The sequence below is a fragment of the Microbulbifer aggregans genome (assembly GCF_020524005.1).
Taxonomy (GTDB): Bacteria; Pseudomonadota; Gammaproteobacteria; order Pseudomonadales; family Cellvibrionaceae; genus Microbulbifer; species Microbulbifer aggregans_A.
On sequence record NZ_JAIVKK010000004.1, the window covers coordinates 523,028 to 545,938 of the forward strand.

General features: G+C 55.5%; 17 protein-coding genes. 15 read left to right on the plus strand and 2 right to left on the minus strand.

Annotation, left to right across the window (positions count from 1 at the left end):
- Positions 1-147: 147 nt before the first annotated feature.
- The 11 genes from LC093_RS09865 (at position 148) to LC093_RS09915 (ending at position 14,806) form a co-directional block, all read left to right on the plus strand.
- Positions 148-885, plus strand: coding sequence for a FadR/GntR family transcriptional regulator (locus LC093_RS09865; RefSeq protein WP_226664615.1), 738 nt, complete (start codon positions 148-150; stop codon positions 883-885).
- A 306-nt stretch (positions 886-1,191) separates the two neighbouring features.
- On the plus strand, positions 1,192-2,631 hold the full coding sequence (locus tag LC093_RS09870; protein ID WP_226664616.1) for a glycoside hydrolase family 28 protein: 1,440 nt from the start codon (positions 1,192-1,194) through the stop codon (positions 2,629-2,631).
- A 246-nt stretch (positions 2,632-2,877) separates the two neighbouring features.
- Positions 2,878-5,526, plus strand: a complete 2,649-nt coding sequence (locus LC093_RS09875; protein WP_226664617.1) for a TonB-dependent receptor — start codon at positions 2,878-2,880, stop codon at positions 5,524-5,526.
- A gap of 143 nt (positions 5,527-5,669) precedes the next feature.
- Positions 5,670-8,168 (plus strand): DUF4861 family protein, encoded by a 2,499-nt coding sequence (locus tag LC093_RS09880; RefSeq protein WP_226664618.1) that lies wholly within the window; start codon positions 5,670-5,672, stop codon positions 8,166-8,168.
- A 209-nt stretch (positions 8,169-8,377) separates the two neighbouring features.
- The gene (gene kduI / locus LC093_RS09885; RefSeq protein ID WP_226664619.1) at positions 8,378-9,220 is read left to right on the plus strand and encodes a 5-dehydro-4-deoxy-D-glucuronate isomerase; all 843 of its coding nucleotides are present in this window, start codon (positions 8,378-8,380) and stop codon (positions 9,218-9,220) included.
- Between the two features lie 110 nt (positions 9,221-9,330).
- On the plus strand, positions 9,331-10,125 hold the full coding sequence (locus tag LC093_RS09890; protein ID WP_226664620.1) for a gluconate 5-dehydrogenase: 795 nt from the start codon (positions 9,331-9,333) through the stop codon (positions 10,123-10,125).
- A gap of 324 nt (positions 10,126-10,449) precedes the next feature.
- On the plus strand, positions 10,450-10,623 hold the full coding sequence (locus tag LC093_RS09895; protein ID WP_226664621.1) for a periplasmic nitrate reductase, NapE protein: 174 nt from the start codon (positions 10,450-10,452) through the stop codon (positions 10,621-10,623).
- 140 nt (positions 10,624-10,763) lie between these two features.
- Complete coding sequence (locus LC093_RS09900; RefSeq protein ID WP_226664622.1) at positions 10,764-11,105, plus strand: chaperone NapD; 342 nt, start codon at positions 10,764-10,766, stop codon at positions 11,103-11,105.
- A 1-nt stretch (position 11,106) separates the two neighbouring features.
- Positions 11,107-13,611: a nitrate reductase catalytic subunit NapA gene (napA, locus tag LC093_RS09905; RefSeq protein WP_226664623.1), complete on the plus strand. Its 2,505-nt coding sequence runs from the start codon at positions 11,107-11,109 to the stop codon at positions 13,609-13,611.
- A 16-nt stretch (positions 13,612-13,627) separates the two neighbouring features.
- Positions 13,628-14,116, plus strand: a complete 489-nt coding sequence (locus tag LC093_RS09910; RefSeq protein ID WP_226664624.1) for a nitrate reductase cytochrome c-type subunit — start codon at positions 13,628-13,630, stop codon at positions 14,114-14,116.
- Positions 14,117-14,161: 45 nt separating this feature from the next.
- Positions 14,162-14,806 carry a cytochrome c3 family protein gene (locus LC093_RS09915; protein ID WP_264192971.1) on the plus strand — a complete coding sequence of 215 codons (645 nt, stop codon included), beginning with the start codon at positions 14,162-14,164 and terminating at the stop codon, positions 14,804-14,806.
- 119 nt (positions 14,807-14,925) lie between these two features.
- Here the strand turns inward: LC093_RS09915 and LC093_RS09920 are convergent, their stop codons facing one another.
- Together LC093_RS09920 and uxaC are read right to left on the minus strand one after the other, a co-directional pair.
- Positions 14,926-16,419 carry a mannitol dehydrogenase family protein gene (locus LC093_RS09920; protein ID WP_226664625.1) on the minus strand — a complete coding sequence of 498 codons (1,494 nt, stop codon included), beginning with the start codon at positions 16,417-16,419 and terminating at the stop codon, positions 14,926-14,928.
- Positions 16,420-16,631: 212 nt separating this feature from the next.
- Positions 16,632-18,047, minus strand: a complete 1,416-nt coding sequence (gene uxaC / locus LC093_RS09925) for a glucuronate isomerase (protein WP_226664626.1) — start codon at positions 18,045-18,047, stop codon at positions 16,632-16,634.
- Positions 18,048-18,494: 447 nt separating this feature from the next.
- On the opposite strand from uxaC, the gene LC093_RS09930 reads away from it, so the two are divergent.
- The 4 genes from LC093_RS09930 to LC093_RS09945 all read left to right on the plus strand — a co-directional run bounded on the left by LC093_RS09930 (position 18,495) and on the right by LC093_RS09945 (position 22,781).
- A complete protein-coding gene (locus LC093_RS09930; RefSeq protein WP_226664627.1) occupies positions 18,495-19,448 on the plus strand; it encodes a sugar kinase in 954 nt (317 codons plus the stop codon).
- Between the two features lie 322 nt (positions 19,449-19,770).
- A complete protein-coding gene (locus LC093_RS09935; RefSeq protein ID WP_226664750.1) occupies positions 19,771-20,733 on the plus strand; it encodes a TRAP transporter substrate-binding protein in 963 nt (320 codons plus the stop codon).
- A gap of 149 nt (positions 20,734-20,882) precedes the next feature.
- On the plus strand, positions 20,883-21,464 hold the full coding sequence (locus tag LC093_RS09940) for a TRAP transporter small permease (RefSeq protein ID WP_319004917.1): 582 nt from the start codon (positions 20,883-20,885) through the stop codon (positions 21,462-21,464).
- A 15-nt stretch (positions 21,465-21,479) separates the two neighbouring features.
- Positions 21,480-22,781, plus strand: a complete 1,302-nt coding sequence (locus tag LC093_RS09945; protein ID WP_226664628.1) for a TRAP transporter large permease — start codon at positions 21,480-21,482, stop codon at positions 22,779-22,781.
- Positions 22,782-22,911 lie beyond the last annotated feature (130 nt).

Genomic DNA, 22,911 nt, shown 5'->3' on the forward strand with positions numbered 1-22,911 from the left:
TAAGGCCGCAATCGGAAGTCTAGTTCAATTTGGTAAGACTGTGGGCGGAATAATCGTATTGTGGTGGTTAAACCCCATCTGCTAAACTGCGCCGACATAAATCGGCAACTTTATATATAGATACGATTCTGACACGGGAGTGGGTTCATGCAGGGTGCGCGACTTTACCAGCAAGTGGCGGAGAAGCTGGCCGCCGCGATAGCTGCGGGTGACTACCCCGCCGGTACCCGCTTGCCTGCGGAGCGCAAGCTCGCCGAGCGTTTCGAAGTAAGCCGGCCCACCGTGCGCGAGGCGATTATCGCGCTGGAACTGGCGGGTTGCGTCGAGGTAAAGGGCGGCTCCGGTGTTTATGTAACGGATCAGGAAGTCAGTGGCTTTGCCGCTGGTGAATCCGATATTGGCGCTTTCGAGATCCTGCAGGCCCGCATCATGTTCGAGGGCGAAGCTGCGGGCTTGGCCGCGCGTGAAATGAGTGAAGCGGAAGTGGCGGAACTGGAGTCCATTCTGCAGGAAATGGTTGCGGAAAATGCGACTGAAGCCACGGCGGAAGTGGCGGATGAGAAGTTCCACCTGCATATTGCGCGCTGCACCCACAATGACGCCGTGGTCTCGGTATGTGAACACCTGTGGAAGCTGCGCAACAGCTCCTCGGTATCGGCCCGTATTCTTGAGAAGGTGCGTCAGGCAGGATCCAAGCCTCGCATTGAAGAGCACCGCAAGATTCTCGAGGCGATCCGCAAGCGCGACGCGGAAGGTGCGCGGAATGCCATGCGCGATCACCTGCAGCGTGTGGTTCAACAATTGCTGGATGCGACCGAAGCAGAGGCGCTGGAAGCCGCGCGCCGCGAGATGAATGCGGCGCGTCAGCGCTTTGCGCTGCCCTGATTCCCCTTGTGTTATGTTCGGCCAGGCGTGAGTTTACTGGCCGACTCCCCTTCCCGGTTCTTGATACCTTCTTCTATCTCAGGTTTTGCCGCCTCGTGCCGGTGCGCCCCTAGGCTCTCGCCAACCGATTAATTCCCCGCCAGAATTCTCCCGATAACGTTAAAGTCCTTCTTCAATCCGGCCGTGGACGGTTGTTGCTCTGCCGAAATTGGTATGACAATATTGCCGAAACCTCCATTCTGGTCTTGCCACATGTGCTGGCAATGCCATGTATACACCTAAAACAATAAGCCCCGGGAGGCACCTATGACCGGATTGAACCGGCGAGTTTTTCTGCGATCTCTGATGGCTGCGGCTGTTGTGCCTGCCATTCCCCAGTTGATCCCGCAGACTTTAGCGATGAGCCGCCCGCCACGGGCGCAGTACAACGGCCCCTGGAGTGCCGTCCCCGAGATTCTGTCGTCCATCAAGCTGCCGGTAATTCCGGCTCGTGACTTCAACCTGAAGTCGTTGGGCGCGCAGGGGGAGGGTGAGGATGCCAGCGCCGCTTTTGCCCGTGCAGTTGATGAGTGCCGTACCGCCGGTGGCGGGCGTATCGTTGTCCCGGCGGGCAAATACCGCACCGGTCCCATTCACCTCGTCTCAAATACTGAGCTGCACCTCCAGGAAGGGGCGGAAATCCATTTTATTCCCGAGCCCGATCGCTACCTGCCAGAGGTGAAAACCCGCTGGGAAGGTCTGGAAATGATGGGGTATTCCCCCCTTATCTACGCCCACAAGTGCGACAACATCGCCATTACCGGTAAGGGGTTGATTGATGGCGGTGCCAACTGTGACACCTGGTGGCCCTGGAAAGGCAAAAACGGCAAATGTTCACAGAGCTCCAATGATGGCGTGACCCAGCACCAGGCCCGCGCGGCGCTGATGGATGACGCGGAAAGCGGCGTGGCGGTTGCCGATCGCCACTACGGCGAAGGGGCCTATCTGCGCCCGCCGCTGGTACAGTTCTACGAGTGCAACAACGTCCTGATCGAGGGCGTTACCCTGGAGAATTCACCGTTCTGGGTGATTCACCCGGTGTTGTGTGAAAGCTTGACCGTTCGCGGTGTTACCACGCGCAGTCATGGTCCTAATTCCGATGGTTGCGATCCTGAATCCTGTCGTAACGTGCTGATCGAAGACTGCCTGTTCGACAACGGCGACGACTGTATCGCGATTAAGTCCGGCCGCAATGCGGATGGTCGCCGGGTCAATGTACCCACCGAGAACGTCGTGGTACGTAACTGTCAGATGCGCGATGGGCACGGCGGGCTGGTGCTCGGCAGTGAGATTTCCGGCGGGGTACGCAATGTGTTCCTCGAGGACTGTGTGATGAGCAGCCCGAACCTGGAGCGTGGCCTGCGGATAAAGACCAACGCCATGCGCGGCGGGAATATCCACGATATCTATGTGCGCAACCTGACCATCGGCCAGGTGAAGGATGTCATCGTGATCAACTTCTTCTACGAGGAGGGGGATCAGGGCGACTTTGACCCGAACGTATATAACATCCAGGTTGAAAATCTTGTCTGCGATCAGGCCGAGCGTGCCTTCCACATTCGAGGCTTTGCCCGCGCGCCGATTCGGGGTCTCCAGATTTCTAATAGCCGGATCCAGCGGGCCGAGTCTCTGGGGGTAATCGAGGAGGTGACTGGCCTGACCGTTGATGACGTACAAATCAACGGCGAGACCTTTCGTCCCAGCTGAGCAGATTCCTGTTTTCCGGCAGAATTGCCTGGCGACTGCTGCAGGGTTTGCGGCAGTCATCAGTATTCTGTCGCCAAATTCAACACAATTGACACAATAACTCGATAATAAGGCCGACAATTGGTCAGCCAAAAGTTGTCAGTTGGTAATCCGTGTGCGAATATCGGCTTGCCTAATAAGTAATAATAAGCGGTAAAACCAAAAATAGGTTTTACCAGAATAACGACGATAGCGGAGATGAGAGTCATGAAGACTTTTGAGCTAAAACCCCTCACTCTAGCGATGGCCATGATTGCGGTACCGGCGATTGCTCAGGAATCCCAACAATCCAACATAGATGATGCCAGCCTGGAAGAAGTCTCAGTAACCGCCAGTTACCGTGACAGCCTCTCCAAAGCACTGGATCAAAAGCGCGATGCGGTAGGTAGCAAAGACACCATCCTGGCCGAAGACATCGCCGACTTCCCCGACCTCAACCTGGCAGAGTCCCTGCAGCGTATCCCGGGTGTTGCGATTACCCGCGACGCCGGTGAAGGTCGTAACATTTCCGTACGCGGCTTGGGAGCACAGTTCACCCGCGTACGCATCAATGGCCTGGAAGCGGTATCCACTACCGGTGGCGCGGACTCGTCGGGCAGCACCAACCGCGCCCGTACTTTCGACTTCAATACCTTTGCTTCCGAACTGTTTTCCAACCTAACGGTGCACAAGACTTCTTCTGCCGAGCTGGACGAGGGTTCCCTGGGGGCCACGGTTGACCTGAACACCGGCCGTCCGCTGGATATGGATCAGGACTTTACCTTCGCTGCCAATGTGCAGGCGGGTTATAACAGTCAGTCCAAAGAAGCCGATCCGCGTACCTCTTTCCTGGTTGCTGGCAAGAACGAGGCCGGCACAATCGGTTGGTTGGCTACTTATTCCCAATCCAAGCGCAATGTCCTTGAGCAGGGGTTCTCTACCGTGCGCTGGACCGCCAAGGAAGAAATTGCCAATTGTTCCGCTTGTGCAGATGACGCCGAGCTGGCAGCACTGAATGAAGGCTTTTTCCCGCGCATTCCCCGCTACGGAAAATTCATGCATGAGCAGGAGCGCCAGGGCTTTACCGGTACCCTGCAATTCCGTCCGACCGACAAAACTGAAATCCTGGTGGACTATTTGACCTCTACTTACGATGCTACTCGTGAGGAAGAGTTTGTTTCCGTGAGCCTGAAAGATGGAGGCAACTACCCGGAATACGATGTAACCAATTACGTTATGGATGGTAATGGCACCATCACCTCCATGACTGTGGATAACTATGATCTGCGGGTTGAGCATCGTTTCGACGAACTGGAAACGAAGTTTGATCAGTTTTCCATCCGTGGCTCTCACGAATTCACCGATCGCCTGCGTGGTGATATGGTCTGGGGTGCGTCTGAATCCAATTTCAACAACCCGATGCAAACCACGGCAATCGTAGACGCGATCAATGTCCAGAACAGCTTCACCTATAACGCGACGACCGCTGGTGGCAGCATCGACTTTGCGGATTTCGATACCTCCAATCCGGCGAACTTCGACTTCGTTGAATTGCGTCATCGCCCGAACACTGTGGACAATTCATTCGATACCGTGGCGTTTAACCTGGAATTCGATCTGACGGATGAGCTCAGCGTAAAAGCCGGTGCATCCAATAAGAGCTTTGAGTTCGACGTGGAAGAGAATCGCGCGGGGCCGAAGTTCAGTGATATTCCGGCTACAGCCCTGGAAGGTAGCACCACCAGTATGAATGGTATTACCTGGTTCTCCCCGGATGTGGAGTCTACTCTCGACACCTATGCGGAGGCTGTCGCGGAAAGTATGGCTCCCCGAGCTTCCGATGTGCGTAACGTAAAAGAAGACGATACCGGTTACTACGTTCAGTTGGGTTGGAACACTGAGCTTGCAGGCATGCCACTCCGCGGTAATGTCGGTGTTCGTCGCGTCACTACCGAGGTAGAGTCTACTGGCTTTACCGATTTGAACGGTGACCTAATACAGGTAATTGCGACCAACGAATATACCGATACCTTGCCTTCCCTGAACCTTGCGCTGGACGTACACGAAGATATGGTTGTGCGTTTTTCTGTGGCCGACGTGATGTCGCGTCCAGCACTGGGCCAGCTAACCCCTGGTGGCAGCATTTCCCAGTTCCTGGGTGAGGTAAGCTACGGTAACCCCAAACTGGATCCTTTCCGTGCTCGTGCATACGACCTCTCGTATGAATGGTACTTCACCGAGGATGCAGTATTTGCCGCGGCATACTTCTACAAGGATGTTGAATCCTTTATCAAAAAGGACACATTCGAGAACCAGTCCTGGGCCGATACCGGTTTTGACGCATCTGTTCTGCGGGATGAAGGTGAATACGATGAAACCGACTCCTGGAGCATCAATCGCTATTTCAATGGCGAAGGTGGCGAAATTTCCGGTTTCGAGCTTCAGTACCAGCAGGTGTTCTTCGATAACTACGGTTTGATCCTGAACTACACCTACGTTGATTCCGAAATGAATTTCGGTACCGCGGAAGAACCGAACTACGGTCCGTTGAACAACCAATCCAAGAACTCGTATAACGCCACTGTTTACTATGAGAACGAAGATTGGAATGCACGCCTATCCTATGCTGCACGTAGTGACTACAACACGCGTGAGATGGGCAACGGCCGAGACGGTAACGACTTCGAATACACCGAAGGTACTACCAATGTCGACTTCGTCGCCGGCTACAACCTGAATGACAACTGGAAGCTGAGCCTCGAGGCGATCAACCTCACTAATGAGCCCAACCGTCAAATGATTGATAGTGCTGGCCGCATCGTGGTTGATCACACTTACGGTCGTCAATACTACGTTGGTGCGCAATACAAGTTCTGATCTGATTTACCGATCTAGAGCGATGTAGTAACGGCCGGGTGCAGGGATTCTGCCGGTGGAAACACCAGCGCGTGGATTCGCAATCGCACCCGGCCGTTTTTCGATTTAATAACAGAATAAAATCCGAATTCGTGGAGAAGTCTGTGAAACTGTTTGAGAAGTCCAATCGCAATCTGAATGTAAATGCCCTGGCATTTGCGCTGGCGGCGGCCACGCTGACCGCTTGTGGAGAGAAAGCAGAAACAACGGTACAGGCGCCCCCTGTTGCCGAGGTGCCAAACGCGATCGCATCTCTGGAACTTTCCAACCCGTCTGATTTTGCGCGTCTGGATGAAGCGGTTTACCTCAGCTACTACGAACTCGGGCTTAAGCCGGGATTCGCATCGCCGATTGCAGTGTGGAACCAGGCGGAAGTTATTCCGACTCAGGCCATCGATAAAGATGCAGATGGCAGCAAGGACGGTATCCTGTTTACCGTCGATGTTGCCGTGGATGAAACCCTGAAGCTACGCATTGCGGAAGCTGATGCGCTTATTGAAAGCGCCAAGCTGACCCAGGCAGAAATTTCCCACAAAGTGGGCGGCGAGTGGAAAGAGCGCGAATACCTGGGTGGCAGTTTCCAGAACGTGAATGTACTGGAAGTGCCCGAAGAGCACACGGACCACTCCTGGTATATCCGTTACGAAGGCCCCGGTATCGAGTCTGATCTCGTTGGTTACCGCGTGTATCTGGACTGGCGCAATGGCTTCGATATTTTCGGCAAGCACACCCGCGAGCCGGTGTTACAGGGCGTGGGTCAGGACGGGTTTGATTCCTACCATGAGCCGTCGGACTGGGGTATGGACATTCTCAAGGTAGGCAGCGCCCTCGGTGTTGGTGGCTACGGTTACTGGGATGGTGAAAAGGTCATCCGTGTAAGCGACGTACAGGACTGGCGCGCCGAGATTACCGAAAACGGCGATCTCTACTCTGCATTTAAAATCGACTACAAGGGCTGGCAGCCGGTCGAGGGCGAGCAGACTGATCTTTCCGCATTGCTCTCCATGCATGCGGGTAGCCGTCTGGTTGAGGTCAATGCAAAGACCAGTGAAGAGCTGGACAACCTGGTGGCCGGAATCGTGAATCATCCGGGTACTGAGTTGATCGTTGGCGATATGGATATTACCGGCCACGCCTGGACGTACATTGGTACCTACGGTGCGCAGAGCCTGGACGGCAGCAACCTGGGTATGGCGGTGCTGGCGAAGCGCAAGGCCATCAAGGAAACCACTCAGGACGAACACAACCAGGTCGCAATCCTGAAACCTGCCGATAAAGAAATTCAGTATTACTTTGTCGCCGCCTGGGAAAAAGAAGTGGCGAGCGAACATGGTCCGATTACCAGCAAGGCGGAGTTTGAAACCTACCTGAAACAGGAAGCGGAAAAACTCACCATGCCCCTGCGCCAGCGCCTGACCACTTCAGCCAGCGTGGCGGAAACCGAGAAGCCGCTGACCGCGGATGTGGCGCTGGAGTGGAGCAAGCGTCTGGCGGATTCTGAATTACAGCGCAAAACCCTGGATTACGCATTTGGTGGTTTTGACCATATCCGCAAGCGCCCTTCCTACTTCGAATATACCACTGGCATGGTGATGCAGGCGTACGACGAGCTGAACCAGGTCGCGCCGGAAGCCCGCTATGCCGAAGCGGTAAATACCGTGATGGGGTCATTTGTTAATGCGGATGGCAGCATCAACGGCTATGAGCAGGAAAAATACAATATCGACAGCATACGTGCCGGCACCATGCTGCTGCGTATGTATGAGCGCAATCAGGAAGAAAGCTACAAGATGGCTGTAGATACCCTGTATGAACAGCTTGAACACCATCCGCGAACTTCCGAGGGCGCCTTCTGGCACAAGAAGCGCTACCCGTACCAGGTATGGCTGGATGGTGTCTACATGGGTATCCCGTTCCTCGCCCAGTATGAACAGCTGATGCACGATGAGCCCAAAGTTGAAGAAGTACTCGCGGAATTTAAGCTGGTGCACAAACGCCTGAGAGATCCCGAGACGGGCCTCTATTATCACGCGTGGGATGAAAAGCGCGAGCAGGTATGGGCAGATAAGGATACCGGACTTTCCGGTTACCACTGGGCCCGCGGCATGGGCTGGCTGGCGATGGCGTTGGTGGATGTGCTGGACTACATCCCCGAGGAAAATGCGGAAGAGCGTCAGTACCTGTTGGATATGATCGCGGAAATTGCTCCGGTTATTGAAAAATACCAGGACCCGGCGAGTGGTACCTGGTGGCAGATTATCGACAAGCCCGGCGAGCGCGGCAATTACCGTGAGTCTACTGCCAGCACCATGTTCACCTACTTCTATGCCAAGGCGATGAATCAGGGCTATCTGCCTAAAGACAAGTATCAGGAAACTGCGAAGAAAGCTTATCAGGGGCTGCTCGATGAGTTCGTGCAGGTGCATGCCGATGGCACTATTAGCATCACCGACATGTGCCAGGTTGCTGGTCTGGGCTATGGCCGCGATGGTAGCTACGAGTACTACATGAGCGAGCCCATCTACGACGACGATCCCAAGGGCACTGCACCGTTTATTACCTCCGGTGTTGAGATGTACAAGCTGTTGCAGTCTGAATCATAAATAGCCCAGCGGGCTGGCGGTGCCTTTGATGGGCTCCGTGGCGGCCCTGCTGGCCGAACCCCTTTCGCGAGACACGCCGTGAACCCATCCATGGGGGCTCTTCTAAAACATCCCTGTTTTAGAAGGTCTCGCGAAAGGGGTTCGGCCATCAGCGCCTTTGCTTTTCAGCGCATTGGTTAAAGGGGAAAGAAGTAAAACTGGGGAATACTATGACCACCACATTTGAAGAGCGTTTTGCCAGCCACCCGGCAGACTATGTGCAATACGACACCGAGCGTCTGCGCGACGAATTCCTGGTACCGAAGCTGTTTTCAGCGGATACCGTGCACCTGACCTACAGCCATGTGGATCGCATGATGGTTGGTGGTGTGATGCCGGTCGAAAGCGAGGTGAAACTGGAAACGGTAGACGCACTGAAATCCGACTATTTCCTTGAGCGCCGCGAACTGGGCGTTATCAATGTCGGTGGCCCGGGCTGTGTCGAGGTGGACGGCACGGTGTATGAAATCGGCACCAAGGAAGCGCTGTATGTGAGCCGCGGTTCACAGGACGTGAGGTTCTCCAGCAATGCCAAATCTGCGCCGGCGAAATTTTACATCCTGTCGACACCTGCCCACCGCGAGTTCCCAACCCGCAAAGTGGGGCAGGGGGATGCACAGGTTATCGAGCTGGGCGCATCTGAAACCTGTAACAAGCGCACGCTGCGCAAGCTGCTGGTGAAAGATGTGCTGGAAACCTGCCAGTTGCAGATGGGCATGACCGAGCTGGCGGCCGGCAGTTGCTGGAATACTATGCCCTGCCACACCCACAGCCGCCGTATGGAAGTCTATATGTACTTCAATGTGCCGGAAGACCAGGCCGTGTGTCATTTTATGGGGCCGCCCCAGCAGACGCGCACTATCTGGATGGCGAATGAACAGGCCGTGATCTCACCGACCTGGTCATTGCACTCAGGGGTGGGCACCAGCAATTACACCTTTATCTGGGGTATGGCTGGAGAAAACCACGATTACGACGATATGGATAAAGTACAGCCCAACGAGCTGCGCTGATCCCTGAAATTAAATATTCGCGTAGGAGGCTGCTTGCAGGCGACCAACAGATGGGGCGTCACGCCCGTTCGTCTGCAAGCAGGCTCCTACCAAAAATTTGGAGGTGAGTTATGTCCAAATCACTGTTCGACCTCAATGGAAAGCTCGCGCTGGTTACCGGCGCTACCCATGGCCTGGGTATGGCAATGGCCGAAGGTCTCGGCAACGCCGGTGCCAAACTCGTTATCACCGGCCACTCCTCACAGGAAAAACTGGATGCGGCGGTAGCACTGTTGCGCGAGAAAGGCCTCGATGCGCACGGTTACCTGTTTAACGTTACCGATGAGCCTGTGGTCAATGACATGGTGGGCCTGATCGAGCAGGAGCTGGGCCCGATTGATGTTCTGGTAAATAACGCCGGTATCATCCGCCGTGTTCCATTGCTGGAGATGGAATTGTCAGAGTGGAACAAGGTGCTCGATACCAACCTGACTGGTGTCGTGACCATGACCCGCCCTGTCGTGCGCCGCATGATCGAACGTGGCGCGGGTAAGGTCATCAATATCTGTTCCATGATGAGTGAGCTGGGTCGCGACTCTGTTTCCGCCTACGCAGCGGCAAAGGGTGGTCTAAAGATGCTGACGCGCAATATGGCCACTGAGTGGGCACGCCACAATATTCAGGTAAATGGTATTGGTCCGGGCTACTTTGCCACCGCCCAGACCGCCCCGATCCGTGTGGAGGGTAACCCGTTTAATGACTTCATCATCAATCGCACGCCGGCGGGCCGCTGGGGTAACCCTGAAGATCTGCAGGGAGCGGCGGTGTTCCTCTCCAGCGACGCGAGCAACTTCGTGAACGGCCAGATCGTTTATGTGGATGGCGGTATTCTCGCGACCATTGGCAAGCCGAGTAACGAGGCTTAAGCCGGTTCTTCCGGGGAGTAGCGACACGCCGCTTCCTGACTGTCTCAATCGATATCAACGTCATTTTCGAATTGCCGGGCATTGCCCGGCTTTTTTGTGTCGCCTGAATCCCGTCGATTTACTACTGATTAATATCACGTTGAGCGCGAATAACCGCGCCCTTTCTTCCAAATACACGCATGCAGCTTGCGGGCCGGGTATGCCTTTCTAGACTGATTTGAGAGATTCCGAAACGGCGCATGGATCGCTTGTGTGAGCGTTAGAGCTCAGCGGCATATTCAGTGCTGGTTTCATTTCATTTGGCAATGAAGCAGGTGATTCACCTTGGCCAAAAATGATCAGCAGGATATGGCTGCACATAAGCGTCGCGAAGGGCGGCTTGTACTCTTCATCCTGGTATTCCTGTTTCCGCTTCTAGCCGTGGCCATCGTTGGTGGTTACGGCTTTTTTGTCTGGATCATGCAGATGATATTCGGGCCACCGGGTCCGCCAGCATGAATATGCATGGTCGTGTCATTTCGAGAATTTACTGGTCGCGGTGATGCGCTCCGGTATTCGCGTTTGTGTCCTGTTGGTGCCTGTATTAAACGATCTTCGTTGACGTGCCATTAACCCCGTCCAAAAAATTGGTAGGAAAAATGTCCTGTTCTCAGTCAGAGGCCAGCGATGACAAATTTTTACACGTCGTCAGTCTGGTTGCCCATGTTCGCCCGGAACATCTCGCGGCGGTTGGCGCGTGGGTGGATACGCAGCCAGCGATGGACATCCAGATTTCTACGCCCGAGGGCAAGCTGGTCTTGTTGATGGAGGCGGGTGATCACTTCGAGATCAACGACGGTATTGCGGATATCCGTGACCTGCCAGGTGTGGTCAATGTGGTGATGGTCTACCACCGGGAAATGCCGTTGGCAGAAGCCGGTGACTTGCTGGTGGAAAGTGCTGCGGATACGCAGCCGGTAAAAATTGTGGGAGACGAATGAGATGGCCATTACCCGACGCGAATTTACCCGGGCCAGCGCTCTCGCGGCAGCCGCCACAGCTGCCGGGCTTGCTATTCCTGCCAGCGCGCAAAACCTCGTCACCAAAGGCGGTGAGAATGAACTGAATTGGAACAAGGCACCCTGCCGGTTTTGTGGTACGGGCTGCTCCGTCATGGTGGGCACCAAAGATGACCGGGTGGTGGCAACCCATGGAGATATCAAAGCGGAAGTAAACCGCGGCCTCAACTGCGTGAAAGGCTATTTTCTGTCGAAAATCATGTACGGCAGTGACCGCCTGACTAAACCGCTGTTGCGAATGAAGAACGGACGCTATGACAAAAATGGCAAGTTTACTGAAGTCTCCTGGGACAGAGCCTTTGACCTTATGGAGCAGAAATACAAAGAGGCGCTGAAGGAGTATGGGCCCGAATCTGTGGGCATGTTTGGCTCCGGTCAGTGGACCGTGTGGGAGGGCTATGCGGCCAGCAAATTCATGAAGGCCGGGCTGCGCAGCAACAACATTGACCCCAACGCACGCCACTGCATGGCTTCCGCGGTGATGGGCTTTATGCGCACCTTCGGTATCGACGAGCCCATGGGCTGCTACGACGATATGGAAAACGCCGATGCCTTCGTACTGTGGGGTTCGAATATGGCGGAAATGCACCCGATTCTCTGGAGCCGGGTGACTGACCGCAGGTTATCGCACCCCGGATGCAAGGTTGCGGTACTGTCTACTTTCGAGCACCGCAGTTTTGAACTGGCGGATATCCCGATTGTTTTCAACCCGCATTCGGATCTGATGATCCTGAACTTCATTGCCAACTACATTATCCAGAATGACAAGGTGAACAAGGATTTTGTGCGCAAGCATACCCGGTTTGTTCGCGGCCAGACGGATATTGGTTATGGCCTGCGGGATGATAACGAACTCGAAAAAAATGCCACGGGTCGGGACAAGGCAAATACCTGGACCGACATGACCTATGACGAGTATGCGGATTTCGTTAAGGAGTTTTCGCTTGACCGGGTCGCCAAAGAAACCGGTGTCCCGAAGGAGCGGCTGACAGCGCTCGCCGAGCTGTATGCCGATCCGAAAGTGAAGGTAATGTCTTTCTGGACCATGGGCTTTAACCAGCATACGCGGGGCGTGTGGGCCAATAACCTGTGTTACAACATTCACCTGTTGACCGGAAAAATCTCCAGCCCAGGCAACAGTCCGTTCTCTCTCACCGGTCAGCCTTCCGCTTGTGGCACAGCGCGTGAAGTGGGCACCTTTGCCCATCGCTTGCCTGCAGATCTGGTAGTCACCAACCCCAAGCACCGGGCTACTGCAGAAAAAATATGGCAGCTCCCTTCTGGCACCATTCCTCCTAAACCGGGCTTTCACGCGGTGGCGCAAAGTCGCGCCCTCAAAGACGGCAAGTTGCGGGTGTACTGGACGCAGGTAACCAATAACGCGCAGGCGGGCCCGAACCTGATGCAGGAGTTACTGCCCGGTTGGCGCAACCCTGAAACCTTCATTATTGTTTCGGACGCTTATCCCACTACTTCCGCACAGGCTGCTGATCTGATCCTGCCCAGTGCCATGTGGGTGGAAAAGGAAGGCGCTTACGGCAACTCGGAGCGCCGTACGCAGTTCTGGCATCAGTTGGTCAGGGCACCGGGAGAAAGCCAGTCTGATCTGTGGCAGATCGTGGAATTTTCCAAGCGTTTCAAGATGGAAGAGGTCTGGCCCCGGGAGTTGCTGGATAAAAAGCCCGAATACAAGGGCAAAACCTTGTACGACGTGCTGTATGCCAACGGCAAGGTTAATCGCTTCCCATCGTCGGACCGCAATCCCGATTACCAAAACCACGAAGCGGAAGCCTTTGGCTTTTATCTGCAGAAAGGCCTTTTTGAAGAGTATGCAGAGTTTGGTCGCGGACACGGTCACGATCTGGCGCCATTTGATCGTTACCATCAGGAGCGCGGTCTGCGCTGGCCAGTGGTCAACGGCAAGGAAACCCTGTGGCGTTTTCGCGAGGGTTTTGACCCCTATGTGAAGAAGGGCGCGGGTGTGCAGTTTTATGGCAATGAAGATGGCCGTGCGCGGATTTTTGCGCTGCCCTATGAGCCGCCGGCTGAGTCGCCCGACAAGGAGTATCCCTTCTGGTTGTGCACTGGTCGCGTGCTGGAGCACTGGCATACCGGATCCATGACGCAGCGCGTTCCCGAGCTGTACAGGGCAGTACCTTATGCGCTGATCTATATGCACCCGGATGATGCCGCAGTGCAGGGCTTCCGTCGCGGTAGCGAAGTGAAGGTAGTGAGCCGCCGCGGGGAAATGGTTGCCCGAATCGAGACCCGCGGACGGGTAAGTCCACCCAAAGGGCTGGTATACGTTCCCTTCTTTGATGCCCAGCGCCTGATCAACAAAGTTACGCTGGACGCGACGGATCCTATTTCCAAACAGACAGACTTCAAAAAATGCGCGGTTCGCCTCGAACTGGTCAATCTGGCATAGGCGCCGAGGTTAGGTAATGAACAGAAAGCAGTTATTTGTTGGTGTCCTGACGATTACCGCACTTTTTTGTGGGCTTGCCACGATTGCCGAGCAGTTTCCCCCCACTCCTGGGCCAGACGGCATTCGCAAGGGCGGAACCCTGTTTGAGGAACTGACACCGCCGAAAATCGCGGACCCGGTCAATGCGCAGGGAAAACGCGTTCGCGCCTACCCGGAGCAGCCACCGACGATTCCCCATACCATCCGCGACTACCAGATCGACAAGAACAACAACCGCTGCCTGGACTGCCACACCCGGATACAGACCGGTGTCAGCGGCGCGCCGATGATTAGCATCACCCACTTTATGGACCGGGATTTTCAGGTGCTGGCGAGTGTGGCGCCGCGACGTTATTTCTGCCTGCAATGCCATGTGCCGCAGACCAGTGTTCAACTTCCTGTCGGCAATACGTTTAAAGATGTGGATATTCTTCTCCGCCAGAAAAAGGAAGGAAAAGACGATTAGGTAGAGGCGTACCGTGCGAATCCATTTACTTCCGGGAACTGTGTAATGATCAAATGGGTAAAGAGCTACTGGCAGACATTGCGGGAGCCACCGATCGCATTCAGCCTTGGTTTTCTGCTGCTGTCCGGCTTTATTGCCGGGATCATTTTCTGGGGCGGCTTCAACACCGCACTCGAAGCGACTAACACGGAAAAGTTTTGTATCAGTTGTCACGAGATGCACGATAACGTGTACCAGGAACTTAAAGGCACAGTGCACTGGACCAATCGATCCGGCGTGCGTGCCACCTGTCCGGACTGTCACGTGCCCCACGAGTGGACTCATAAAATTGCCCGAAAAATGCAGGCGTCAAAAGAGGTGTGGGGAAAAATTTTCGGTACCATTAGTACGCGCGAAAAATTCCTCGACAAACGCCTGGAGCTGGCGAAACACGAGTGGGCGCGCCTGAAGGCCAACGATTCGCTGGAGTGCCGCAACTGCCACGATTTCGAATATATGGACTTTTCTGTACAGAGTGAGCGCGCACGGCGCTTGCATTCCACTCAGCTGGCTACAGGCAAGGCCACCTGCATCGACTGCCATCGAGGTATTGCTCATCAGTTGCCGAATATGGCGGACGAAGATGCCTGGGGACCGGCCAATCCCGAGAACGACGACAGTCAATTTCCGGCGGAAGAAAAGCCGGAGTGAAGGTAGAGCGTTGACTGTCCAATAAAAAAGCCCGCGGTTTTGGCCGCGGGCCTGAATATGTCCCGGCGTAGCTGGAAATCCAAAAGATCTCACTACAAAAAATTACTTCACGGGTGGGGTTATTCCACGGTACCGAAACTACTTTGTACGCAGGCCAGGGTGCCTCGCTCAGCCAGCTTCTCCAGCCAGTCAGCCACAGCAGGCAGCAGGCGCTCGCTGTTTCGCAGATCTTCCCCAAATACCGGCGTAAACGCGAGGAAAGCCTCTGCCAGCGCTTTGGCTCCTTCCGGCTTGTAGCGGTCACACAGCGCTTTCAGCTCCGCCGCCAGCGGATCGGAAACCTCAATCGCATTGCCGGATTCATCCACTGCAGATACATAGCGAATCCAGTTGGCGAGGGCAAAGCTAAGTACCTCGATAGGACCATTTTTGTCCAGCTGGTGGCGCAGGGTACCCAGCCAGCGCTGCGGAATCTTCTGCGAGCCATCCATCGCAATCTGCCAGGTGCGGTGACGCAATGCGCGGTTTTCAAACCGCTCAATCAGCTCGGCCTGATAAGCCGCCACGTCAAAATCCGCCGGCACATCGATGGAGGTCGTGGCCTCCGTTTTCATAAAGTGCAGGGCCAGCTTGTTGAATGCCGGTTCCGCCATCACATCGGCCACAGTTTCGAAACCGGCCAGGTAGCCGCTGTACGCGAGCATGGAGTGACTGCCGTTCAGCAGGCGCAGCTTGATCAGCTCATAGACCTCCACATCATCCACAAAGGTCGCACCGGCCTTGTCCCATTCCGGACGGCCGCGCAGGAAATTGTCTTCCACCACCCACTGTGAAAACGGCTCCGCCATAACCGCCGCCTCATCGCGACAGCCCATCAGCGCTTCCAGCTCATCGCGGTCAGCGTCGGTGGTGGCCGGCACAATACGATCGACCATGGTCGCCGGTGTGGTGGTGTTTTGTGCAATCCACGCGGCTAACTCGGCGTCTACTAGCTTCGCGTACTGCACCAGAACACGCCCCAGCAGCTTGCCGTTGGAGGGCAGGTTATCGCAGGATAAAACGGTAAAGCCCGGCAAGCCGCGCTCTTTACGCAGTTTCAGTGCGCCGACAATAAAGCCCAGCGCGGATTTCGGCTGCTCGGGGTTTTCCAGATCTTGCACCACGTCCGGGTGCTTTGGGTTCAGGTTGCCGCTTGCGGGATCGTGGCAGTAACCCTTTTCGGTAATGGTCAAGGAAACGATACGAATCTCTTCGCGCGCCAACAGCTCCAGTAACTGGCTCGGGCTTTCCGGGGCCACGAAGACATCGCTCACCGCACCAATGATCTGTACCTTGGTGCCCGCATTGGATTTTTCCACCAGGGAATACAGGCCATTCTGAGGCACCAGCTGATCGCGCACACCGGGAGAGCGCAGGCTCGCACCGATAATGCCCCAGTCTTTCTCGCCGGCGGCAATACGGTTTTCGGTGTACCACGCCTGGTGCGCGCGGTGGAAAGCGCCGATGCCCAGATGCACGATACCGGGAGTGACTTCATTCCGGTCGTAGGCGGGTTTGATGACCTCGGGAGGGAGGTTTTCGAGAATGCTGTTGTTGAGTCTTTCTTGGCTCATATTTTTCTACTCGGTTGAGCGAATTCGTATTCGCTTACGAAGTAACGCGGCTGAATTTAAGCAGGAGTGCCGGGGATCTGTTTTCAGAAGCGTCGCAAACAGGATGTTTGCGACGCAGCGCCCAGGGAGGCGCCTAGCTCGGTTCTGAAAACATATCCCCGGTGCTCCGGCGCCACTGAACTAGCAACAGAGCACCAGAGCACGGATTAGAATCAGAGCTTGTAGGCTTTCTTCGCCAGATTGTAGGCGAGGTCCGCGGCCAGTTCGAAGGCTTCGTCTTCCTGCAGGCGGTGGTCCGCGACCAGTTGTGCCAGCCAGGTGCAGTCCATACGGCGTGCCACATCGTGACGGGCGGGAATGGACAGGAACGCGCGGGTGTCATCATTGAAGCCTACGGTATTGTAGAAACCAGCGGTCTCGGTCACCTGCTCACGGAAACGACGCATGCCTTCCGGACTGTCGTGGAACCACCAGGCCGGGCCCAGCTTCAGCGCCGGGTAATGACCCGCCAGCGGCGCCAGCTCGCGGCTGTAGCTGGTTTCATCCAGGGTAAACAGAATGATGCTCAGGTTTGGCTCATTGCCCACCGCTTCCAGCAAAGGCTGCAGCGCGTGCACATAGTCGGTCTGGGAAGGAATGTCACAGCCCTTATCGCGGCCGAAGCGCTCAAACACCACCTTATTGTGGTTGCGGAAGGAACCCGGGTGGATCTGCATCACCAGGCCATCCTCAATGCTCATGCGCGCCATCTCGGTCAGCATCTGCCCGCGGAACAGCTCCGCATCGGCCGCACTGCAATTGCCATCGCGCACTTTCATAAACAGCGCTTCTGCTTCCGCCGGCGACAGGTTGGCCGTGGTCGCGGTGGGGTGGCCGTGGTCCGTAGAAGTCGCGCCCATTTTTTTGAAGAACTCGCGACGATTACGCAGTGCTGCCAGATACCCGGGCAAGGAAGACGTATCTTCACCGGTGATTTCTGCCAGCTGCGCCAAGTTATCCACAAAGCCCTCGAAGTCCGGGTCGAGTACCGGGTCCGGGCGGAAGGCCGTGATAACGCGACCTTTCCAGCCACTGTCCAGAATCTTCTGGTGGTGGCGCAGGTCGTCCAGCGGAGACTCCGTGGTGGCGATCACTTCAATATTGAAACGCTCGAACAATGCGCGCGGCAGGAACTCCGGCTGGCGCAGGTAGCTATCGATGCGCTCATAGTATTCCTGTGCCGTGTCGCCATTCAGCTGTACATCCAGCTCGAACACATCGTGGAACACGGTATCCAGCCAGGTGCGGGACGGCGTACCCCGGAACAGGTAATAGTGTTCTGCAAAAATCTGCCAGATCTTGCGTGGATCCTGTTCTATCGGGGTGCCGTCCTGAGTGCGGATACCCAGGCTCTCCAGCGGAATGCCCTGGGAGTAAAGCATGCGGAATACATAATGATCCGGGCGGATCAGCAGGTTGGTCGGATTGCCGAACGGCTGGTTGTCGGCAAACCAGGACGGGTCCGTGTGACCGTGTGGGCTGATGATCGGCAGATCCTTAACACTCTCGTAGAGCTTGCGGGCGATATCCCGGCTCACCTTGTCGGCCGGGAACAGACGGTCGGGGTGCAGAATCAGAGGGCGTGTCATTTTGGAAGCTTCCAGATGTTCGAGTTGTCTGTGTGAAGCTGCTGGTCATATGAACCAGCCGCCTGTTTATTCTTGTATGCTCTCGTCATCGTCCGGGCAATCCTGCCCGAGTGCAACCGTTGTCCCTGACTGAAAGTGAACGTCCGGGGTACAACAGAGAAAACGCCCGGCTCCCCCGGTAAGTGCCAGACGGGAGCGGGCGGTGTGCGCTAAAACTGGGAAAACCGGAAGCCCAAACCAGCTTCGGCTCCCCAATGCGCCAGACGATGGAGAAAACACCAGTGCATCAACAGCACCGAGTGTTGCCATGGTGCCAAAAATTGGTTATACCAGTCAACCATTCTGGTAAGGCATTTAGCTGCAGGTCCCGGCAAGCCTTACCGGCGGGCCGAATATCGATGATACGTAACCGATAACAAACAAAAGCAGAGATAGTGGGAGAATCGAGTGAAACTGGCGGCACTGGGAGAAGTAATGGTAGAGCTGGCGCCGCAGGCGGCGGCTCAGGCGGGTGAGCAGGGCAAGGCACTGCTGCGACAGTCCTATGCTGGGGACACCTACAACACCGCAGTGTATATCGCCCGCCACGGAGTCTCCGTCAGTTATGTCACCCTGCTGGGTGATGACCCCTACAGTGAGGAAGTGCTCACCCGTCTCGGCGACGAGGGCATCGATACCAGTGCCATTGCCCGGCTATCCGGCCGTTGCCCCGGCCTCTATATGATCCAGAACACCCCCGATGGCGAACGCTACTTTACATACTGGCGTGGCGAGGCCCCGGCGCGGGAGCTGTTTGCGGATCCACAACGACGCGAAGTGCTGAAAGCCCACCTGCGGCAGATGGACTGTCTCTACCTCTCCGGTATCACCCTCGCGATCATGGCTGCCGATGCCCGTGCTGAACTGCTCGACTTCCTCAAAGAATACCGCGCAGCCGGCGGCCGTGTGGCTTTTGACAGTAATTACCGTCCGCGCCTGTGGCGCTCGGTTGGCGATGCGCGGGAGGTTGTCGCGACCTTTATGTCCGTGACGGATATGGCGCTACTGACCTTTGAAGACGAGCAGGCCCTGTGGGGTGACGATGTGGTGGATCAGTGCGTACAGCGCAACAGCGACCACGGGCTGTCAGAGCTTGTCATCAAGCGCGGCGCCGAGCCGGTGTTGCTGCACTGTGAGGGGCAACAGGCAGAAGTTGATGTGCCAGCGGTGGCGCAGGTGGTAGATACCACCGGTGCCGGTGACTCCTTCAATGCCGGTTACCTGGCGGCGCGCCTGCAGGGCGCCAGCCCGGTGGAATCCATTGCGTCTGGCAATCGCTGCGCCGCACAGGTTATCGGTTACCGCGGCGCCATCATTCCGCAGGCCGAATTCGTGGCCGGGGCGCAACCGGTAGCCTGTTGAGGGTCAGGGCGTCAGTAGATTGCAAAGTTAAATATTCATCTGATTGGCGCTATATTCATTTTGGTGCTGGCCCGGTGCGGGGGCTCAAGTCCTGTACCCTCGATTCCCGAGAAAACCATAAACAGGGAATGGGCGCCATCGCATTGCACCGTCTGACCGCTGCCGATACAATGGCCTGACCAGTTTGGTCTTCCGCTGGCTGATAGCGGCGGTGAGAACCAAGAAAACCTGTAAATCGATAAGAAATAATTCGCAGGTCAAAAAGATGATGATAACGAGAAGATTCTTTCGTTGGCCCAGTGCCTGCGCCGCTCGCCGGCTAATGGCGGCAGCCCTGGCCGGCTCCGTGCTGGTACTGGCAAGCTGTGGATTCAAGGAATCCCAGGTGGCGCTGAAGCTTGCGCATACCCTTGACCAGCAGCACTCCGTTCACCGTGCGATGGTGTTTATGGATAAGCGGCTGCGCGAGTTGTCTGGCGATTCCATGCGGATCGATATCTATTCCGGCGGTCAGCTGGGTAGTGAGCGCGAGCTGATCGAGCTGCTGCAGATTGGCAGCCTGGCCATGACCAAGGTCTCCGCCAGCCCGATGGAGGGCTTTGTGCCGGAGATGAAGGTCTTCAACCTTCCCTACGTTTTCCGTGACTCCGAACATTTCTGGAATGTTCTGCACAGCGATATCGGCAAAGACCTGCTGGTAGCCTGTGAGCGAGCGCGCCTGCGTGGCCTGGGTTACCTTGATGCCGGCAGCCGCAGCTTCTATATGAACGATGTGCCGGTACAGAGCCCGGCGGATCTCAACGGTCAGAAGATTCGCGTCCAGAACAGCCAGACTGCGATCAAAATGGTCAACACCCTCGGCGGTGCTGCTACCCCGGTGAGCTGGGGTGAGCTCTACACCGCATTGCAGCAGGGTGTGGTTAACGGAGCGGAAAACAATCCGCCCAGTTTCTACCTTTCCAAACACTACGAAGTTTCCAAGTACTACACCCTGGACGAGCACACTTATGTGCCTGACCTGCTGCTGATCAGCACCCAGGTGTGGAACAAGCTGAACCCGCAGCAGCAGGGCTGGCTGCAACAGGCGGTGGATGAAGCCGTCGCCTACCAGCGCACCCTGTGGCAGGAATCTACCGAAGAATCCCTCGCGGCAGTGAAGGCCGCCGGTGTGGAAGTGATCTACCCGGACAAACAACCGTTTATCGATGCGGTAAAACCACTGCACGACAGCTATCAGGGCACCGAAGTTGGTGAGCTGCTGGCAGAAATAAAAGCAATAAATTGATTTATGCGGATGGCGATGCCCGTCCGTGCTCGTAGGAGCCTGCTTGCAGGCGAAATTTTCTCTGTTCGCCTGCAAGCAGGCTCCTACAAGATAAGAATTAAAAACAAATAAAAGCCCACTAAATAAACATAAAAAGTGGAATGCTAAAGATGATGCACAAAATTGAAAAAGCACTGGGTACGGTGCTGGCGGCGTTGCTGGCACTGATGGTGCTGGATGTAACCTGGCAGATCCTCACCCGCTTTCTACCCATGCAGCCGAGCTCGTATACCGAAGAGCTGGCACGCTACCTGCTGGTGTGGATAGGCCTGCTCGGCGGTGCCTTTGCCTACCGTAAAAGATCCCATTTGGGGATTGATCTGCTGACTAACGCACTGCATGGCAACGCGCGCAAATTCCTGCAGGTTTTTGTGGTGCTGGTGTGCTTTGCTTTTGCTGCCGGAGCCATGGTTTACGGCGGTACCAAACTGATGCTGCTGACCTTCGAGCTTGAACAGTTCTCTGCCGCACTGAATATTCCCATGGGCTACGTTTACAGTGTATTGCCGCTGTCCGGCCTGCTCATATGCCTGTTTTCCATTGATCACCTTATTGAACTGGTGACTTCGAAAGTCGAACTGCCTGCGGATTTCGATTCCGATGTTCATCCCTACAGCGAAGGCCCGGAGGCTGAAGCCGTAGTGAGCGAACAGAAAGAAAAACAAAAACAGCCCGAAGCTGCCGAAGCCTGAGCGAGGAGAGACACCGTGGAAGTTGCCGTTATTGTACTGCTGGTCAGTTTTCTGATCCTTCTCGCCCTGAATGTGCCCATTTCCATCAGCATCGGTGCCGCCACCGTGCTCACCATGCTGTGCACCATTGACTTTGATCCGGCCATGATCACCATGGCTCAGCGTATGGCCAGTGGTATCGACAGTTTTGCCCTGCTCGCCATTCCGTTCTTTATTTTCTCCGGCATGTTGATGGGCAGTGGTGGTATCGCCCGGCGCATCATCGATTTTGCGCGGGTACTGGTCGGCATGCTGCCCGGTGGCCTGGCATTCGTGAATATCATCAGCTGCACGCTGTTTGGTTCCATCTCCGGTTCGGCCGTGGCCGCGACTTCGGCTATTGGTGGATTCATGATTCCCTCCATGACCAAAGAGGGATATGACAAAAACTTCAATACTGCGGTTACGGTTGCATCGTCTACTACGGGCCTGTTGATTCCGCCCAGCAATATCCTGATCGTGTTTTCCCTTGCCAGTGGTGGTGTTTCCATTGCCGCGCTGTTTATTGCCGGTTACCTGCCTGGTCTGTTGTTGGCGCTGGGCCTGATGATGGTGTGCGGTATCTGGGCGAAGGCGAAAGGCTATCCGGTAGGAGAAAAACCCACGCTGAAACAGGCTTTACAGAAAACGGTCGATGCGGTGCCCAGCCTGTTCCTGATTTTTATCGTGATCGGCGGCATCATCAGCGGGTTCTTTACTGCTACCGAAGCGAGTGCCGTGGCTGTGCTTTACTCGCTGCTGCTATCCTGCGTGGTGTATAAGGAAGTGAAGTGGGGTGAGTTGCCGGCACTGTTGACCAAGTCTGTGGAAACCACGGCGATAGTGATGTTCCTGATTGCCGCGTCTTCGGCGATGTCGTGGATCATGTCTTACCAGAATATTCCGCAGACTATTAGTCAGGCGCTGATCACCATCAGTGATAACCCGTTGCTGATCTTGCTGACCATTAATCTTATTTTGCTCGCGGTTGGCGCCTTTATGGACATGACGCCGGCGGTACTGATCTTTACCCCTATTTTCCTACCCGTGGTGACCGAGCTGGGTATGTCGCCGCTGCAGTTCGGTATCGTCATGATCCTGAACCTGTGTATTGGCCTGTGTACACCGCCGGTGGGTAGTGTGCTGTTCGTGGGCGCCAGTATTTCCAAGACTTCAATCACCGCGCTCATTCGTCCGCTGTTGCCGATGTACCTGATGATGTTTGTGGTACTGGCGCTGGTTACCCTGGTGCCGGCAATCAGCGAGTTCCTGCCGCGAACATTGGGATTGATTGAATGACGAATTGTTGAATAGTGACGCTCCTGTTAACTGGTATTACCGGTGAGCGCTAACCTCTAAGTTTGTTTACCTTGCATCATCATCAGGATGGATCTTTGCCGGACTTTTTAGCCCGGCTTTTTTGTGCTCG

Excerpts from the sequence above, each read along its gene's own strand:
- LC093_RS09865 (WP_226664615.1), top strand. The coding sequence starts at position 148 with ATGCAGGGTGCGCGACTTTACCAGCAAGTGGCGGAGAAGCTGGCCGCC.
- LC093_RS09870 (WP_226664616.1), top strand. The coding sequence starts at position 1,192 with ATGACCGGATTGAACCGGCGAGTTTTTCTGCGATCTCTGATGGCTGCG.
- LC093_RS09875 (WP_226664617.1), top strand. The coding sequence starts at position 2,878 with ATGAAGACTTTTGAGCTAAAACCCCTCACTCTAGCGATGGCCATGATT.
- kduI (WP_226664619.1), top strand. The coding sequence starts at position 8,378 with ATGACCACCACATTTGAAGAGCGTTTTGCCAGCCACCCGGCAGACTAT.
- LC093_RS09890 (WP_226664620.1), top strand. The coding sequence starts at position 9,331 with ATGTCCAAATCACTGTTCGACCTCAATGGAAAGCTCGCGCTGGTTACC.
- LC093_RS09900 (WP_226664622.1), top strand. The coding sequence starts at position 10,764 with ATGTCCTGTTCTCAGTCAGAGGCCAGCGATGACAAATTTTTACACGTC.
- napA (WP_226664623.1), top strand. The coding sequence starts at position 11,107 with ATGGCCATTACCCGACGCGAATTTACCCGGGCCAGCGCTCTCGCGGCA.
- LC093_RS09910 (WP_226664624.1), top strand. The coding sequence starts at position 13,628 with ATGAACAGAAAGCAGTTATTTGTTGGTGTCCTGACGATTACCGCACTT.
- LC093_RS09915 (WP_264192971.1), top strand. The coding sequence starts at position 14,162 with ATGATCAAATGGGTAAAGAGCTACTGGCAGACATTGCGGGAGCCACCG.
- LC093_RS09920 (WP_226664625.1), bottom strand. The coding sequence starts at position 16,419 with ATGAGCCAAGAAAGACTCAACAACAGCATTCTCGAAAACCTCCCTCCC.
- uxaC (WP_226664626.1), bottom strand. The coding sequence starts at position 18,047 with ATGACACGCCCTCTGATTCTGCACCCCGACCGTCTGTTCCCGGCCGAC.
- LC093_RS09935 (WP_226664750.1), top strand. The coding sequence starts at position 19,771 with ATGGCGGCAGCCCTGGCCGGCTCCGTGCTGGTACTGGCAAGCTGTGGA.
- LC093_RS09940 (WP_319004917.1), top strand. The coding sequence starts at position 20,883 with ATGATGCACAAAATTGAAAAAGCACTGGGTACGGTGCTGGCGGCGTTG.